Genomic DNA, 17,929 nt, shown 5'->3' with positions numbered 1-17,929 from the left:
CCATTTATCGCAACCCTAGAGTGGACAATGGGTTAAAACGTAAACTACATGTTAATTTTCAACAGATTTTTATTCTATCAAATAGGTTTTTAGTGTACTTTAATAAATTAAAACAAGAATTATAAGGATTGTTGCAATGCAAAATATCGGGATGTCATCAAAACTTGATAATGTCTGCTATGACATTAGAGGACCAGTGCTTAAACATGCTAAGCGCATGGAAGAAGAAGGACATAAAATTCTAAAGCTAAACATTGGTAATCCCGCCCCATTTGGTTTTGACGCCCCTGATGAAATCCTTGTTGATGTAATCCGTAACCTGCCAACATCGCAGGGATACGCAGACTCTAAAGGTCTCTATTCTGCGAGAAAAGCTGTCGTTCAGCACTACCAAAAAAGAGGTATTCGCACTCTTGATGTCGAAGATGTATACATTGGTAACGGTGTATCTGAGTTAATTGTGATGTCAATGCAGGCGTTGCTTAACAATGGTGATGAACTTTTGGTTCCGGCACCAGATTATCCCCTGTGGACAGCTTCGGTTTCTCTATCTGGCGGTAATCCTGTTCACTATATCTGTGATGAGGAATCTGACTGGTATCCGGATCTGGATGATATCAAGAGTAAAATCACCAAGAAAACGCGCGGTATTGTCCTTATTAACCCAAATAACCCAACAGGGGCAGTTTACAGCAGGGACTTTTTACTCGAAGTCCTTGAGATAGCACGTCAGCACAACCTGATCATTTTTGCCGATGAAATCTACGACAAAGTGCTCTACGACGGCGCTACTCACACCTCTATTGCGACGCTTGCTGACGACGTACTTATCGTGACATTTAATGGCCTTTCAAAAGCCTACCGCGTATGTGGCTTTAGAAGTGGCTGGATGTTTTTGACTGGCCCTAAACATCTGGCTCAGGGGTATATCGACGGGATAGAGATGCTGGCATCCATGCGACTGTGCGCTAATGTTCCGATGCAACACGCCGTTCAGACAGCCCTCGGCGGATATCAGAGCATAAACGAACTTATTCTTCCTGGTGGCCGATTGTTAGAGCAGAGAGATAAGGCTTATGAGTTAATCACTCAGGTTCCGGGAATTACTTGCGTGAAACCTAAAGGTGCCATGTACCTGTTCCCTAAAATCGACACTAAGATGTACAACATTAAAGATGACCAGAAAATGGTTCTCGATTTCTTAGTACAAGAAAAAGTGCTGTTGGTTCAGGGCTCCGGGTTTAACTGGCCTAAGCCAGACCATTTCAGGATAGTTACTCTGCCGCACGTAGAAGATCTGGAAGCGGCTATTGGTAGATTCGAACGTTTTTTATCTACCTATCAACAATAAATTTGCTTATGATGAAAACTTCATAAGTAAAGCCCGTCATTCCGTATAGCGAGGAACGAGCGCATTACGGAATCTAAAGGCATTACAGCAAAGTTAGTCGCTTAGGTTCCGGACACTCGCTCAGGCTCGTCCGGAATGACTAACCGACTCTAATATGGAAGTTGTAATGTCTGACTCAAATAATAAAAGCCACTTCTTTGCACACCTTGCCAGGATGAAACTTATTCATCGCTGGCCACTTATGCGCCTGGTCTCCAAGGAAAACATATCTGAGCACAGCCTGCAGGTCGCTTTTGTTGCACACGCTTTAGCGGTGATTAAAAACAAAAAGTTTGGTGGTAACGTCAATCCAGAAAGAATCGCTATTTACGGTATGTATCACGATACCAGTGAAGTTCTTACGGGGGATTTGCCCACTCCAGTCAAGTATTTCAACCCAGATATCGCAAAAGAGTATAAGAAGATTGAATCTGCAGCAGAACAACGCCTGTTGTCTATGTTGCCAGAGGAGTTCAGAGAGGATTTTGAACCATTTCTTGTTTCAGAAAGTGTAGACCCAGTAGATAAAGCGATCGTAAAACAAGCAGATACCATATGTGCTTATTTAAAGTGCCTAGAAGAGTTATCAGCAGGAAACCATGAATTTGTTCAGGCTCAGAAACGCCTGAAAGATATGTTGAAAGAACGCGAGACCCCCGAGATGATCTATTTTCTCGAGACTTTTGCTCCTAGCTTTGAGCTCTCTTTGGATGAAATTAGTTAACATTTCAACAGCTAGAAAATAAAAAAGGCCTCGCTATAAAAGAGAGGCCAATGGGGCTTTAGTAGTTACTACTACTTACTCTTAATTTGTTTCCGTAGCCGTTTCTAGCTCATCATCCTGACCACGTTTGAAGCCTACAAACTTCGCATTCTGCTTAAATACCACTTTGTTAGTCACAAGAGCGAATACCACACACGCAATCAGAGTTACTGCCATCAAGTGGATGTAGTGAAGGCCAAATGGCGCACTGCCAAATGTGAAGTAACCGTATAGCGAAGTACCAAATACCACCGACAGGATTACCGACTCAGCACGAACATTCTTAAATAGCAGACCTGTGATAAATGCTGACAGGATAGGCATACTTAACAGACCATTCAGCTGTTGAAGCAGGTTAATCAAGCTGTCCGCTGTTGCAAATGCAGGTACAAGTAGCAGTGCGATTACAACAAAGCTTAGTGACACAATGTTGTTCAGGCGCTTAACGTTTGGCTCTTCGTTAAAGTACTTCTGGTGGATGTCACACACGTACAGAGCAGCTGAAGAGTTAAGTACCGAGTTAAAGCTTGTTAGTACCGCTGCTGCCATTACCGCTGCAAACGCACCTGATAGCCAACTTGGAAGCAACTCACCAACGATACGACCATATGCTGCATCGCCAATATCACCGTACAGTTTGTAAGAAACGATACCCGGAATGATTACGATTGCAGGTACAATCAGGATACGGATACACGCTGCTGCAAGTACACCCTTCTGAGCTTCTTTAACTGTTTCTGCAGCCATTGCACGCTGAGTGATTGTCTGGTTAGTACTCCAGTAGTAAATCTGGATAAATAGCATACCAGTCAGTAGTGTTGGCCATGGAATCGGTGAATCAGGGCCACCAATCAGAGTCAGACGCTCTTGAGGGATACCAGAGAAATCAAAATCGATAGCATTCAGAGCAAGGAATACGATTAACAGTGCCATCGCAAGCAGACCAACACCTGAGAAGGTATCAGATACCGCTACCGCACGCAGACCACCAAAGATCGCATAAGCAGAACCAACAACGGCGAACATAATAGCAAGTGGCATCAGACCAATTTCTACGTTAAACATAGACTGCATAAACAGCGCACCACCGTATAGCATCGCAGGCAGGTAGATGAAAATGTTACCTAGTAAAAAGAGGGTACCTACCGTTGCACGAATATGCTTATTGTTGTAGCGGCGTTCTAGTAACTCTGTCGTCGTTGTACAGTTGTATTTGTAGTAAATAGGTACAAAAACTTTCGCCAGAATCAACAGGCCAATAAAGCCACACAATTCCCATAGAGCCAGTAGCGCCATCTGGTTACCGTTCATACCAACCAACTGGTCAGTACTTAAGTTAGTCAGAGTAATAGAACCTGCAATAAATACCCAGGATAGACCACCGCCCGCAAGGAAGTAATCTTTTGCACCCTCACCACGCGGACCGGCTTCCGCACATTTTTTGTAGGTAAGATAACCTACCAACGCTGTTAGCCCGAAAAAAACAGCTAACTGGATTATTGTTTCCATAAAACTTTCCTCGTAACGATTGTTTACACGTTAAAATATAAGATTATTTTTTAAACTGATAACGTTTACACATTAACCAGAGAAATTAGTGGTATTTATATAACCACCAATCCCTGTCATATAAGCGTTATTGATTTTCCATGTTGGTAAGAGTAGATGTTTGCATGAACATATTCTGTGATCAAAACTACATTAGTGAAAACGTTTACCCTAAATTTTAGACTGAATATTAATCATCAGATCTATCTCACACTTTTCATGTTATCTCACAAATTTTGTTCCTGTTTTTACGCTAAAGAACATAAAAGTTAGCCTTAACAGGCTGAACTTGACGCTTGTAAACGTTTCCAAACTAAATTATTTTCAAACCAGATTTGTTCACCTCATAAACTGCATCTGGTGCCCTATCATATTTTGTCTGGACGCACCTTCTGTTTCGGCGCATTATAAATATGTGAAAAATGATGGAGTTAGGTATGGATAGCGAACAGATGAACCTGTGGCAGCAGCGTATTAACAATGAACACAAGTTAAGACGAAAAGATCACCGGGATCCCTATCAAAGAGATCGGGCACGGATTCTCCACTCTGCTGCCTTCAGACGTTTGCAAGCCAAAACACAAGTTCATGGCACAGGTGTTAATGATTTTCACAGGACACGCCTAACCCACTCACTGGAAGCAGCTCAAATAGGCTCAGGTATATTGGCACAGATCCAACAGAGGCAGACTGAATTCGAATCGATTCTTCCTTCCGCCAGTTTAATCGAAGCCCTTTGTCTGGCACACGATATTGGTCACCCACCTTTCGGTCACGGTGGCGAAGTAGCATTAAACTATGCGATGCGGGAACACGGCGGTTTTGAGGGTAACGCTCAGACATTCCGCATCGTTACACAGCTTGAGCCTTATACCCAGAATAATGGAATGAATCTTTCCCGGCGTACTCTCCTTGGATTGATGAAATATCCTGCTCTTCTAAGTAAGACCCATAGCGTTAAAAACCCAAACCCGGTGGTACACCAGCGTCAACTCAAGGCCAAAGAATGGGCTCCTGCAAAAGGTATTTATGACGTTGATAAAAGTGAGCTGAGCTGGGTATTTGAACCTCTTGTCGAGTCCGACAGAAAAGCATTCAGTGCTATACAGAAAAGCACCAGCGGCAATCCATTAGCACACAAAAAAACCCGCTTTAAATCTTTAGACTGCTCAATTATGGAGCTGGCTGACGATATTGCTTATGGTGTCCACGATCTTGAAGATGCGATTGTACTGGGCCTTATCAACCGGAATCAGTGGCAGGAAGCTGCAGCAAGTTATCTGGCTGACTGTGGCGCAATCTGGTTTGAAGAGAATATTCAGGCCATCAGCGACATGTTGTTTGGTGGGGAGCATTACCTGAGAAAAGACGCCATCGGCGGGATTGTGAACACTCTGTTGACAGGTATTACCGTTGAGAAAGTTAAAGATCACTCATTTGATAGCGACCTGCTTAATTACAATGCCTATCTCGAACCGGGACTGAACAACGCATTGTCGATTTTCAAACGCTTTGTAAGCGACTACGTTATTCAGGTACCGGACGTCCAGCGTTTAGAGTACCGAGGCCAACAGATAGTCATAGATCTGTTTGAAGCGCTCAGTGCAGACCCGGAACGCCTTCTGCCCGAGGCAACACGTAGCAAATGGCAGCAGGCAAATGAAAGCCACGATGGCGGTATGCGAGTGATCTGCGACTATATTGCCAATATGACTGATGGCTATGCGCAAAAGCTACATCAGCAGTTATTTTCAGCTCACTCTCCGTACTGAGGATTATTTTGAGCGATAGTTTTTCTCATACGTTCCATCAGGCATTTGAGAGATCTGAAAATCTATCATTTTCTCGAATGTGGTGATTAAGGAAGAAAAGTCGGTCTTAGTATCCAGAGTCGTTAGTGCGTGATAACCAGCTTCAACAGTAGAGAGGCTGGTTTCGGAAGGCGCTTTTCTAATCCGGTAGTTACCATCCATCCCTTCTGAGATATCTACCGCATCCAACGAGTGAAGATTCGATGAAAGCTGATACATTTTAAAGGCTTTACGCCAGGTTCCGTCAATCAGCAGCAATCGTAACTTTTTTCCACCCGATAAGTTACCTGATGCCTCCTGCCTGATTGGTGTCGCATCTTCTCGAGGATAGATCAACAGATTATGGTAGCAAGGATCGCTGAGCAGATGATTCAACTCACAGTGTGATGTAAAATCTTCCCCGACAAACAGACGGCTGTTGCTTAACGACAGTGTCAGTATTTTAGCCGTACCTTTCGCGTGCTTTACTTCTGATGGGTGCTGAAGAATGATAAGCTCAATGTCTGTCTCTACTGGTTTAATCCAGCGGCAGATACAGGCCTTTTTTGCTTTACCACACTTTGGACAATATCGGGACATTGCGTGAATCTTTATCTCTTACTTTTTCTCACTACCATCTTGTCAGCGCTGTTTCAAACACCTTTTATTCAGTCTCTGACCATCTGGAACAGCCAGCTTATCGTATCTGGCGAATGGTGGCGAATCGTATCAGGAAACTTCACTCATACCAACATCTACCATCTGATACTCAATACTTCTGCACTTTGGATTATCGCTTATCTGTTCAAACCAAAGGCGAAAAGCCTTAACATACTGTTGCTAGCCATTTCAGCATTTGTCGGTATGTGTTTACTTATGAGTGACACTCTCATATATGCAGGTCTGTCTGGTGTGCTTCATGGAATTTTTGCCTATTACGCTATGAAAGAAACGGTTGGAGGTCGAAAGACAAGCGCACTTTTAGTGTTAGGCGTCATTGCGAAAGTCGGTTATGAGCAAGTGTTCGGTGCCTCAGAAAGTACAGCCCAGCTGATTGGTGCAAGAGTGGCTATTGAGGCTCATCTGGCGGGTTGTATCTCAGGTATTGTTATATTCTGCTTAGTTTGGTTATGGAGATACGTTCATACCTCAGAACATGATTGACGACAGCGCTAATAAAAAGATGCACCTTCCGGCTTGTCAGTAGGAGTTGAACATCACCGAAAAGTGCATAACCTAGTCGAACTTACCTGTTTAGAGCTTTATTCGTGTGCGGTTTTTATCGATAATCGAAGGGCCGATACCTTTAACATTCTTTAGTTCATCCGCTGACTTGAACGCACCATGTTCTGCCCGGTAGTCAACAATATCTTGAGCTTTCTTCTTACCCACTCCAACCAGCAAAGTATCTAACTCATCTGCTGACGCGGTATTGATATTAACTGTAATTTCTATCCCTTCATACTTGTCTGAAGCCTCGACGACTTGTTGCTGTTCTTTCGACTCCGCATCGGCATAAACCGGGACTGCCACCAATAGTGACAGCAATGCAGACCATAGCGCACCTATTTTCACCATATCTATTCCTCTAAGTTTTTTGGAACACATTTATGATAAAAAACTGGCCCTAATTGTCTTGTAGCAGTTTCAGAAAACAGAACGGGCCACATAAAGTAGCCCGTTAGATATTAATTAAGTTTCAGCAAGTTACGGCTGAGAGTCGATAACGTAATACTCAATATCAGCATTCTCACGAAGAACCTTCAGAATAGCATCCAGATCCTGCTGCACGTTAGAACGTGCCATCTGCGCTCCAATCTGAGTAGCAAATGATGCATCCGCGTTAGTGTTAACTTTAGACAGCTCCACTAGCACGACATTACCCTGGAAGTCCTTAGTCTGGTCAAAGCTAACTGTACCTTCTGTTGGCTTAGGCATTGCAAATACAACATTCGCCAAAGGTGAACTTCTGTCTATTGTCTCTTGATCACCGAACTCCAGACCATTTTCAGCCAGAGTAGCTTCATTGCCGGATTTAAGTGCATCCAACACAGTGTTTGCCAGTTCCAGTGCCTTCTGCTCACCTTTCACTTTTGAAAGCGCTTCAACTACCTGATCTTTTACTTCATCGAAAGGCAGTAAGGTCTCGTCACGGGTCTCTTCCACACGAACAACAATTACATGTTCCGGAGCGACTTCCATAACCTCAGAGTTCAGACCTTCATCTTTCACTTCAGGGCTAAGGATAGCCTGCATTACAGTAGGTGTACTAAGAATCGCAGGAGCCTCTACCTGAGAAATAAAGTCTGTATGTACGACTTTCTGACCTGTTGCTTCTGCTGCGTCGTCAAGAGAATCCGGGAACTCAAACGCAACCTTCTCAAGTTCGGTCTGAAGCTCGTAGAAACGTTCTACCGCTTTTTGATCGGCCAGATCAGCTTTAATCTGAGCTTCAACTTCAGCAAAAGGCTTAGTCTGTGATTCTTTCAGGCCATCCAGCTTGATGATGTGGTAACCAAAGCTGGACTTAACCAATCCGCTTACATCACCCACATTTTTCAGTGCAAATGCCGCTGTTTCAAAATCAGCATCCATTACACCTTTCTCAACCCAGCCCAGAGAACCACCCTGCTCAGCACTACCGATATCTTCAGAATCTGTAGTCGCTGTTTCTGCAAAATCAGCACCTGCATTTAGCTTGTCCAGGATAGCCTGAGCTTTTGCTTCATCATCACCGATAACAAGGATATGACTTAGCTCGCGCTGTTCTTCTGATGAGTACTTGTCAGTATTCTCGTTGTAATACTGAGTCGCTTCTTCTTCAGTCACTTCCATCTGATCTTTCAGCGCTTGTGCAGAAAGCTCGATGTAGGAAACCTTAGCTTGTTCCGGACGGGTATATGCCGGAGCATTTTGCTTGTAGTAATCCTGAAGTTCTTCATCGGTCAGCTCGACATTTTTCGCGAACTCTTCTGGGTTAAGGGAAATAGTACGAATATCGCGGGTCTGAGTAAGTAGCTTACTTTGACCTTCAACTTCATTATCCAGGATAAACTCACTCGCTTGCAGTGCGGTAGTCACCTGAGCGCGTGTCATTTCACGGCGCATGTACTCAGCAAAGCTGTCTGCAGTGAATCCTGCGCGACGTAAAGACGCTGCGTAGATTTCCTGGTCGAACTTACCGTCATTCTGGAACGGCTCCATACGGAGAATCTCAGTGCGAATCTGGTCGTCACTGATACGCAGGCCAAGAGAGTCTGCATACTGCTCAATCAACACATCGTTGATCATTCGGTCAAGCACTGACTTTCTGAATGACTGTACGTATGTTGGGTCTGCAAGAAGGTTAGCGAAGTAGTCACCCATCTGTGACTGCATGCGGTTACGTTCGTTCTGATAAGCCTGCTCGAATGCATTACGACCAATTTCAGTATTCCCTACTTTAGCAGCCGCGTTGTTGCTTCCACCAATGATGTAGTTACCTACACCGGCAAATACGAAAGAAAGGATAATGAGCCCTAGAATAATTTTAACTGCGATGCTGTTTACGCCCTCGCGTAATCGATCCATCATAATTTTTTAGTTCTCCGATGGTTGAGTCAGATAAAGCCCGATAGTAACTGTTCCGGCGACTTTGACTCGATTGAGGTTGAATGAACAGATGATATCAGAAAAAGAAATGCGCACCAGTACGATGCGCATAAATACGATTCCTAATTTCAGGAAAAGTTCCTGAACAGAAGAAATTCAACTCAAATTAGTTGCAAGCTTCTTTTAGAGCCTTACCAGCTTTGAATGCAGGTACTTTAGCTTCAGCGATTTGGATCTCTTCACCAGTTTTTGGGTTACGACCAGTGCGAGCTGCACGAGTACGAACGCTGAAAGTACCGAAACCAACTAGTGCTACTTGATCGTCGTCTTTTAGAGTCTCAGTCACTGCTTCGATGAATGCGTCAAGTGCACGGCCAGCTGATGCTTTAGAGATGTCTGCGCTATCTGCGATTTTTTCTACTAATTGTGTCTTATTCACGTTTATTCCCCTTTTTGTTACCGTTGTATTTTTTTATAGGTAACATTCGTTCCATTTGAGATTTAAATTTTACCTCAGGCCTTGAGTAGCAAGCCCTACGGCATAGTTTGATAACTTAACTTCCAAAAAAAACGCTGACAAGCCTTTTTCGGCATTGACAGCGTAATTCTTTACTTATTTTTGCTGCGCGTCACTATTTTAGGGCTCTACAGAGAATCCCTTTGGATCGTTTTCAAGCGCAACGGTTAAAACTTCATCAATCCACTGTACTGGCTTAACTTCCAGGTCAGCAATAACATTATCAGGAATCTCTTCCAGATCACGTTCATTATCCTTAGGAATCAATACTGTTTTAATACCACCACGGTGAGCTGCAAGTAGTTTTTCTTTCAGACCACCAATAGGAAGTACTTCACCACGCAGAGTGATTTCGCCGGTCATAGCAACATCGGCACGAACAGGGTTACCTGTCAGGCTGGAAACCAGTGCTGTGCACATCGCGATACCTGCACTTGGACCATCTTTTGGCGTAGCACCTTCAGGAACGTGAACGTGGATATCACGCTTCTCGTAGAAGTCTTCGTTAATACCAAGTTTATCAGTACGAGTACGAACAACCGTCATCGCCGCCTGAATCGACTCCTGCATGACATCGCCAAGAGAACCAGTCTGCGTTAGCTTACCTTTGCCTGGCATCGCTTCGGTTTCGATAGTCAGTAGATCACCACCAACTTCGGTCCACGCAAGACCTGTCACCTGACCGATGCGGTTGCTTTCGTCAGCTTTACCGTAATCGTGACGCTGAACTCCCAAATAGTCTTTCAGGTTGTCCATATTCACGGTTACCTGCTTAAGATCCTTATCCAGTAGGATGTTCTTCACTGCTTTACGGCAGATCTTAGAAATCTCACGCTCAAGACCACGCACGCCAGCTTCACGAGTGTAGTAACGAATAATACCGATAATCGCAGAGTCTTCGATATTCACTTCGCCATCTTTCAGACCGTTGCGCTTCATCTGCTTCTCAACAAGGTGGCGCTTCGCGATGTTCAGTTTTTCATCTTCTGTATAGCCAGAAAGACGAATCACTTCCATACGGTCTAATAGCGGGCCCGGAATGTTCATTGAGTTAGACGTCGCAACAAACATTACATCGGAAAGGTCGTAGTCGACTTCCAGGTAGTGGTCGTTAAATGCGTTGTTCTGCTCAGGGTCAAGGACTTCCAGCAGTGCTGAAGATGGGTCGCCACGCATATCTGAAGACATCTTATCGATCTCATCTAGCAGGAACAGCGGGTTCTTAACGCCAACTTTTGACATCTTCTGAATCAGCTTACCCGGTAGGGAGCCAATGTATGTACGGCGGTGACCACGGATCTCCGCTTCATCACGCACGCCACCTAATGCCATACGAACATACTTACGGCCTGTTGCAGACGCGATAGACTGCCCTAAAGAGGTTTTGCCTACACCTGGAGGACCAACAAGACAAAGAATCGGACCTTTTAGCTTGTTGATTCTGTTCTGTACTGCAAGATACTCAAGTATGCGCTCCTTCACTCGTTCCAGACCATAGTGGTCTGCGTTAAGAACTTCTTCTGCTTTCGACAGATTCTTCTTAACTTTTGAACGCTTGGCCCATGGCACACCAACCATCCAGTCGATGTAGCTGCGAACAACTGTTGCTTCCGCTGACATCGGTGACATCATCTTCAGCTTTTGCAATTCCTGCTCAGTTTTTTCGCGCGCTTCCTGAGGCATTTTCGACTCTTCTATTTTATTCTTCAGAGTTTCAAATTCATCAGGCGCGTCGTCCATCTCGCCCAGTTCTTTCTGAATCGCTTTCATTTGCTCATTCAGATAGTACTCACGCTGAGATTTTTCCATCTGCTTCTTAACACGACCACGGATTCGTTTCTCAACCTGAAGCAGGTCGATTTCCGATTCCATCTGTCCCATCAAGAACTCAAGACGCTCGTTCACATCAGTAATTTCAAGCACCTGCTGCTTCTCAGCAAGTTTTAACGGCATGTGAGCAGCAATGGTATCGGCTAAGCGAGCAGCCTCATCGATTCCATTCAGAGAAGTGAGCACCTCTGGTGGAATCTTTTTGTTAAGCTTGATAAAGCCTTCGAACTGATTGATTGCACTTCGTACAACTACTTCCTGTTCTTTTTCTTCAATTTCAGGCGTTATCAGGAATTCCGCATCAGCCAGGAAGAACTCTTCTTCCTTGAACTGTTCGATTTTAGCTCTCTGCTGTCCTTCTACAAGTACCTTAACAGTGCCATCCGGTAGCTTCAGAAGCTGCAGAATAGTCGCTACAGTACCAATACTAAATAAGTCATCAATTGAAGGCTCATCAGTATCTGCTTCTTTCTGGGCAACGAGAAGTACTTGCTTGTTGTTTTCCATCGCTGACTCAAGGCAACGAATAGACTTTTCACGACCAACAAACAAAGGAATAACCATATGAGGATAAACTACTACGTCGCGCAGAGGCAGTACGGGAATTTCGATACGCTCGGAACGTTCCAAGTTCATATTTTTCTCTCTTCCGCTTTGTCTTATCAAAAGTATATGGGGCTTTTTTAAAAGGTTTCAACAAGTGAATACAAAAAAGAGAAGGTATTTTCATACCTTCTCTTCTAATAGTAGTTCGTAAATGAAATCAAGTAGCTAAAACTTATTCAGCACCAGCTGCCTGATTTTCTTTACCGTTGTAAATCAGAAGCGGCTCTGATTCACCGTTGATTACTGATTCGTCGATAACCACTTTGCTTACATCATCGGTGGATGGAAGCTCATACATGGTTTCCAGAAGTACGCCTTCCAGAATCGAACGAAGACCACGAGCACCCGTTTTACGCTCCATCGCTTTCTTAGCGATAGCTTTAAGCGCATCTTCACGGAACTCAAGTTCAGCATCTTCCAACTCAAATAGTGCAGCATACTGCTTAGTAAGTGCGTTCTTTGGCTCACAAAGAATCTGAATCAGCGCATCTTCATCTAGCTCTGTCAGCGTTGTTGTTACTGGCAGACGACCGATGAATTCAGGAATCAGGCCGTACTTAACTAAGTCTTCTGGTTCAACCTGAGTAAACAGTTCACCAATGGTCTTAGTTTCATCTTTTGAGCGTACATCCGCACCGAAACCGATACCAGTGCCCGTTGCAACACGCTGGTCAATCACTTTATCAAGGCCGGCAAACGCACCGCCACAGATAAACAGGATCTTAGATGTATCTACTTGCAGGAACTCTTGTTGAGGGTGCTTACGGCCACCTTGTGGTGGAACAGAAGCAACAGTACCTTCAACCAGTTTTAGCAGCGCCTGCTGAACACCTTCACCCGATACATCACGTGTAATCGATGGGTTTTCAGCTTTACGGGAGATCTTGTCGATCTCATCGATGTAAACAATACCGCGTTCCGCTTTTGCTACATCGTAATCACATTTCTGCAGAAGCTTCTGGATGATGTTTTCAACATCTTCACCAACGTAACCCGCTTCTGTTAGCGTGGTAGCGTCAGCCATCGTGAAAGGAACATCCAGGAAGCGTGCCAGCGTTTCAGCCAGCAACGTCTTACCACTACCGGTAGGACCGATAAGAAGAATGTTACTTTTACCTAGCTCTACACCTTCTGCTGTCGTATCACCATTGCGTAAACGCTTGTAGTGGTTATATACCGCAACAGCAAGCACCTTCTTAGCGTAGTCCTGACCGATTACATAGTCGTCAAGGTGATCGCGAATCTCACGCGGTGTCGGTAGTGCTTCAGATTCTTTCTTCGGCAATACGTCCTTGATCTCTTCACGAATGATGTCGTTACATAAATCGACACATTCATCACATATGTAAACAGAAGGACCAGCTATCAGCTTGCGAACCTCGTGCTGGCTCTTGCCGCAGAAAGAGCAATATAGCAACTTACCGCTACCGCCCTCTTTGCTTTTATCTGTCATTCGCTAACCTCTTAGCCTTTACTTATCTGATTTCAGTTTATATCAGATTTACACAAAACGCAGTTATTCACCGCGATGATTCAGTACTGAATCAACTAGACCGTACTCTACTGCCTGATCTGCAGACATAAAGTTGTCACGATCTGTATCTCGTTCAATGATTTCTAGTGGCTGGCCTGTGTGCTCTGCCAATAGACGGTTTAGTTTTTCTTTGATCGTCAGGATTTCCTGAGCGTGAATCTGGATATCTGAAGCCTGGCCCTGGAAACCACCCAGTGGCTGGTGAATCATCACACGCGAGTTTGGAAGTACATGACGTTTACCTGGCGCACCACCAGCAAGCAGGAATGCCCCCATAGAACATGCCTGTCCCATACATACCGTGCTTACGTCTGGCTTGATAAACTGCATGGTGTCATAAATAGACATACCTGCAGTTACACTACCGCCCGGAGAGTTGATGTAAAGAAAAATATCTTTATCTGGGTTTTCCGACTCAAGGAATAAAAGCTGAGCCGCAACTAGATTAGCCATCTGGTCTTCTACCTGACCCGTGAGGAAGATGATGCGCTCTTTAAGCAGTCGCGAGTAGATATCGTAAGAGCGTTCACCGCGAGAAGTTTGCTCAACAACCATTGGCACTAATGCGTTCATGATTGGAGACATTGGATTATTATCTTGATAGCTCATATATCTTTTCCCTAAAAATACCAACCTATGTAGATGTCTGGTCTTATCTTTTTGATTTGTTAGTGTATTCAAACAGATTTAACGGAACATTTATATAGAATGGTACAAAATGGTCCGAATGAGAAACTCAAACGGACCATTGATAGCAGAGAAGTTGATATTAGGTCAACTTTCTGCCTGAAAAGTGAAGTTACGCAGGCTGCTGCTGGTTCATGATGTCATTGAAGCCAACTTCTTTTTCGCTAACCTGAGCTTTTGCGATGATAGCGTCGATTGCTTGCTCTTCTAGAGCAACGTTGCGCATGTTGTTCATCATCTCTTCGTTCTGCTCGTAGTATGCAACTACTTCAGATGGGTCTTCGTAAGCTGTCGCCATTTCTTCGATAAGTGCTTTCACTTTCTCGTCATCAGCTTTTAGCTCTTCAGACTTGATTACTTCACCAAGTAGAAGGCCAACAACTACACGACGCTTAGCTTGCTCTTCGAACAGTTCACGTGGAAGCTGTTCTGCTGCTTCTGGGTTGCCACCGAAACGCTGAGCTGCTTGCTGACGTAGAACACCGATTTCCTGATCGATAAGAGCTGAAGGAACATCGATGTCGTTCTCTTTAACAAGACCGTCGATAGCCTGCTCTTTGATGCGGTTCTTAACTGCTTGAGTTAGTTCACGCTCCATGTTTTTACGAACTTCAGCTTTAAGTGCGTCAACGCCGCCTTCAGCAACACCGAACTTAGAAACGAACTCGTCGTTTAGTTCTGGTAGTTCACGAGTTTCTACTTTGTTCACCTTGATTGCGAACTTAGCTTCTTTACCTTTTAGGTTTTCAGCGTGGTAGTCTTCTGGGAAAGTCACGTCGATTTCGAATTCCATACCAGCAGTCTTACCTGCGATACCGTCTTCAAAACCAGGGATCATGCGACCAGCGCCCATTTCTAGAGGGAAGTTCTCAGCTTTACCGCCTTCAAACTCTTCACCATCGATAGAACCAACGAAATCGATAGTAGCGCGAGTGCCTTCACCAGCCGCTTCTTCAGACTCGATCCAGTTAGCTTGCTGCTTACGTAGAGTTTCGATCATCTCTTCAACGTCTGCATCTTTAACTTCTACTGCTGGTTTCTCAACAGTGATGTTTTCAAGACCTTTAAGTTCTACTTCTGGGTAAACTTCAAAAGTTGCGTTGAATACTAGATCTTTACCTGCTTCGTTTTCTACTGGTTCAAAAGTAGGAGCGCCTGCCGGGTTGATTTTTTCTTTAACGATAGCTTCGATGAAGTGACGCTGCATTACTTCGCCCATCACATCTTGACGTACTGCTTTGCCGTACATTTGAGCAACCATCTTCAAAGGCACTTTACCTTTACGGAAACCATCGAAACGACGGTTTTTAGCGATGTTGCGAAGTTCCGCTGTTACTGCGTCTTCGATGTTAGCAGCAGGAACAGTAATATTTAGACGGCGTTCTAGGCCTTCTAGAGTTTCAACAGTAGCTTGCATTATTAATAAACCTCAAAACTAACTCAGTTTATCTGAGTAACTTAACCCAGTATTTCTGTTCGAATACCTGGCTATATCCTTGTTGTATTCTTTCGAATACAAATTCTAAATCGAGCATAGATGCCGGATTTGCCAACCCAAATCATCAGGTTTTTGCATTTCAGACATCGAACTAATCAGCGATATCTTTAACATTTGACTGAAAAAGGTATCTCCTATTAGTCTCAGGACCAAAAAATTAGACGCGACATTCTAGCGATATGATATGGCGCTGTCGAGTCATCACCTAAATTCTCAATTTGTCTGTTTGAAGATGGGGACGATATATGTTTTTTCAACGAATCGTACTGTTTTTTTCTTTAAATAAGCAAAAAGAGATCTTTGTCTTATTTTCGCTCCGGTTAACGCTAACTAATCATTAACTTTTCTGACACAATTTACCTTTAGCTGAAGTCAGAAAAAGGAATTAAGAGTGACAAAACTAAGACGTATCTCTTTCATAATTATCCTTTTTTACTGTCTTACCGCCTTTATTGCCGGTTATTTGTACTGGGAAGTCCGTTATCAACGACAAATTGACACCAACCTTTCGGACCTAAACCGCTTTGCCAATCAGCTAAACAGCCAGTTAGAAAAATATATCTATATCCCTAGGCTGTTATCCAAAGACAGCGAGCTAATTGACGCCTTGGTACATTCAGACAACAGTGCTCAAATTGAAATAACCAATCGCTACCTGGAAAACGTTGCAGGGATAGTAGAAGCATCCGATATTTATTTGCTTGATCCGCAAGGTACAACCATTGCAGCGAGTAACTGGCAAAAACCAGATACCTTTATCGGCAGAAACTTCGCTTTTCGCCCCTATTTTCAACAGGCAATGAACAAGCAAAATGGCCAGTACTTCGCACTGGGCTCTACTTCCGGTAAACGGGGATTTTATTACTCTTATCCAGTGATATATGCCGCAGATACACTAGGGGTAATCGTTGTTAAGACCAATCTATCTAACATAGAAGAGGGGTGGTCGAATACTCAAAGTCAGTTAGTCGTCACCGACTTTGACGATGTGATTTTTATGTCTAGTCAACCTAACTGGTTATTCAAAAGCTTTCTGCCTCTTACCGAAACGAAAAAAGACGCCATTAAAGAGACTCAGCGATATCTCGATAAAACGCTGGATACATTGCACTATGCCTTCGACCATGAAGGGCCTACAGGTGAGTTAGCAAGAGCTAATCCGATTTTATATACAGGCACCTACCTGAGCGCAAAGACAACACTCAACTCGCAAGAACTTATCGTCCGAGTTCTTTCACCAAAGGTTCAGATCTTTTGGTCTACCTTCGGCTTTATCATCATCATCACTCTTATTTATGCCTTGATTTTGGCGTGTTGGTTACTAGTTAGAAGCAGACAAATAAAACGCCGACAAATCGCCCAAATAGAAGCCGAATCAAAACAGAAGTTAGAATTTCAGGTAATGGCCCGAACCGCAGAGCTTCAGGTAGAAATTTCAGAGAGAGAAAACAGAGCAAGCACTGCGTAAAACTCAGAATGAACTGATTCAGGCAGCTAAACTCGCTGTGCTTGGGGAAATGTCAGCCAGTATCAGCCATGAACTTAATAATCCCCTCGCAGCAATCCGTAGTTTTGCCGAAAACGGCAAGAAGTTTTTAGATAAAGGGCAGCCTGAACGAACGTCCGATAACCTGATACGCATTTCAGCTCTTACCGATCGAATGGCGAAGATCAGCCAACAGCTCAAAACTTTCGCCAGAAAAAGTTCGTCAGAAGAGTTAGTTGAGGCTCACGTTCAGCCCGTAGTCATATCAGCACTAGAGTTGATGAAAACTCGGCTACGCGCCAATCAAATTCAATTAGATACTATTTTCCCTGATGAGCAAACCAGAGCGAAAATCAATCCGATTCAACTAGAACAAGTTGTTATTAATCTGATATCGAACGCTATTGAAGCGCTTGGCCAAAGTAAAAGAAAGCAGGTACGTGTCACGCTAAGCGAGAGCACTGAACAGATACAATTATTGATAGAAGATAGTGGTTCGGGAATTTCAAATGAAAACGGTACACGCCTGTTTGAGCCGTTCTATACAACAAAACAAAATGGCCTCGGACTGGGGCTATCCATATCCCGCCAGATAATGAAAAGCATGAACGGGTCACTGGATATTGGGAGCTCCGAACTGGGTGGAGCCTGCCTCACTATTTCGATTGCCACACCAAAACAAGGATAAT

General features: G+C 43.9%; 14 protein-coding genes and 1 pseudogene. 5 read left to right on the top strand and 10 right to left on the bottom strand.

What is annotated here, in order from left to right; translation table 11 throughout:
- The first annotated feature begins 136 nt into the window (after positions 1-136).
- Together P7F88_RS16400 and yfbR are read left to right on the top strand one after the other, a co-directional pair.
- On the top strand, positions 137-1,351 hold the full coding sequence (locus P7F88_RS16400; RefSeq protein WP_277826411.1) for a pyridoxal phosphate-dependent aminotransferase: 1,215 nt from the start codon (positions 137-139) through the stop codon (positions 1,349-1,351).
- 166 nt (positions 1,352-1,517) lie between these two features.
- Positions 1,518-2,114: a 5'-deoxynucleotidase gene (gene yfbR, locus P7F88_RS16395; RefSeq protein WP_277826410.1), complete on the top strand. Its 597-nt coding sequence runs from the start codon at positions 1,518-1,520 to the stop codon at positions 2,112-2,114.
- A gap of 81 nt (positions 2,115-2,195) precedes the next feature.
- On the opposite strand, the gene P7F88_RS16390 is transcribed toward yfbR, so the two are convergent.
- A complete protein-coding gene (locus tag P7F88_RS16390; RefSeq protein ID WP_277826409.1) occupies positions 2,196-3,662 on the bottom strand; it encodes an SLC5 family protein in 1,467 nt (488 codons plus the stop codon).
- Positions 3,663-4,138: 476 nt separating this feature from the next.
- On the opposite strand from P7F88_RS16390, the gene P7F88_RS16385 reads away from it, so the two are divergent.
- Positions 4,139-5,473: an anti-phage deoxyguanosine triphosphatase gene (locus tag P7F88_RS16385; protein WP_422128105.1), complete on the top strand. Its 1,335-nt coding sequence runs from the start codon at positions 4,139-4,141 to the stop codon at positions 5,471-5,473.
- A 3-nt stretch (positions 5,474-5,476) separates the two neighbouring features.
- Here the strand turns inward: P7F88_RS16385 and P7F88_RS16380 are convergent, their stop codons facing one another.
- Complete coding sequence (locus P7F88_RS16380; RefSeq protein ID WP_277826408.1) at positions 5,477-6,091, bottom strand: tRNA-uridine aminocarboxypropyltransferase; 615 nt, start codon at positions 6,089-6,091, stop codon at positions 5,477-5,479.
- Positions 6,092-6,094: 3 nt separating this feature from the next.
- Here P7F88_RS16380 and rrtA point away from each other — a divergent pair, with 3 nt between their 5' ends.
- On the top strand, positions 6,095-6,655 hold the full coding sequence (gene rrtA, locus P7F88_RS16375; RefSeq protein WP_277826407.1) for a rhombosortase: 561 nt from the start codon (positions 6,095-6,097) through the stop codon (positions 6,653-6,655).
- A 90-nt stretch (positions 6,656-6,745) separates the two neighbouring features.
- On the opposite strand, the gene P7F88_RS16370 is transcribed toward rrtA, so the two are convergent.
- From P7F88_RS16370 to tig, 8 genes are all read right to left on the bottom strand, one after another.
- Complete coding sequence (locus P7F88_RS16370) at positions 6,746-7,069, bottom strand: ComEA family DNA-binding protein (protein ID WP_422128102.1); 324 nt, start codon at positions 7,067-7,069, stop codon at positions 6,746-6,748.
- Between the two features lie 129 nt (positions 7,070-7,198).
- Positions 7,199-9,064, bottom strand: coding sequence for a peptidylprolyl isomerase (ppiD, locus tag P7F88_RS16365; protein ID WP_277826406.1), 1,866 nt, complete (start codon positions 9,062-9,064; stop codon positions 7,199-7,201).
- 6 nt (positions 9,065-9,070) lie between these two features.
- Positions 9,071-9,193: a hypothetical protein gene (locus tag P7F88_RS16360; RefSeq protein WP_277826405.1), complete on the bottom strand. Its 123-nt coding sequence runs from the start codon at positions 9,191-9,193 to the stop codon at positions 9,071-9,073.
- Positions 9,194-9,248: 55 nt separating this feature from the next.
- The gene (locus tag P7F88_RS16355; RefSeq protein WP_277826404.1) at positions 9,249-9,521 is read right to left on the bottom strand and encodes an HU family DNA-binding protein; all 273 of its coding nucleotides are present in this window, start codon (positions 9,519-9,521) and stop codon (positions 9,249-9,251) included.
- A gap of 198 nt (positions 9,522-9,719) precedes the next feature.
- Positions 9,720-12,065: an endopeptidase La gene (gene lon, locus P7F88_RS16350; RefSeq protein ID WP_277826403.1), complete on the bottom strand. Its 2,346-nt coding sequence runs from the start codon at positions 12,063-12,065 to the stop codon at positions 9,720-9,722.
- A 142-nt stretch (positions 12,066-12,207) separates the two neighbouring features.
- Entirely contained in the window at positions 12,208-13,488 is a 1,281-nt protein-coding gene (gene clpX / locus P7F88_RS16345) for an ATP-dependent protease ATP-binding subunit ClpX (protein WP_277826402.1), read from the bottom strand.
- A gap of 63 nt (positions 13,489-13,551) precedes the next feature.
- A complete protein-coding gene (clpP, locus tag P7F88_RS16340) occupies positions 13,552-14,178 on the bottom strand; it encodes an ATP-dependent Clp endopeptidase proteolytic subunit ClpP (protein ID WP_277826401.1) in 627 nt (208 codons plus the stop codon).
- Between the two features lie 190 nt (positions 14,179-14,368).
- Positions 14,369-15,673, bottom strand: coding sequence for a trigger factor (gene tig / locus P7F88_RS16335; RefSeq protein WP_277826400.1), 1,305 nt, complete (start codon positions 15,671-15,673; stop codon positions 14,369-14,371).
- Between the two features lie 472 nt (positions 15,674-16,145).
- On the opposite strand from tig, the pseudogene P7F88_RS26470 reads away from it, so the two are divergent.
- Positions 16,146-17,928 (top strand): annotated as a pseudogene (locus tag P7F88_RS26470) (ATP-binding protein).
- Position 17,929: the final 1 nt, after the last annotated feature.

It is taken from the genome of Vibrio hannami (genome assembly GCF_029589055.1).
GTDB lineage: Bacteria > Pseudomonadota > Gammaproteobacteria > Enterobacterales > Vibrionaceae > Vibrio > Vibrio hannami.
The sequence above is the reverse complement of the archived record's forward strand: the minus strand, read 5'-3'. Positions and strand labels throughout refer to the sequence as shown.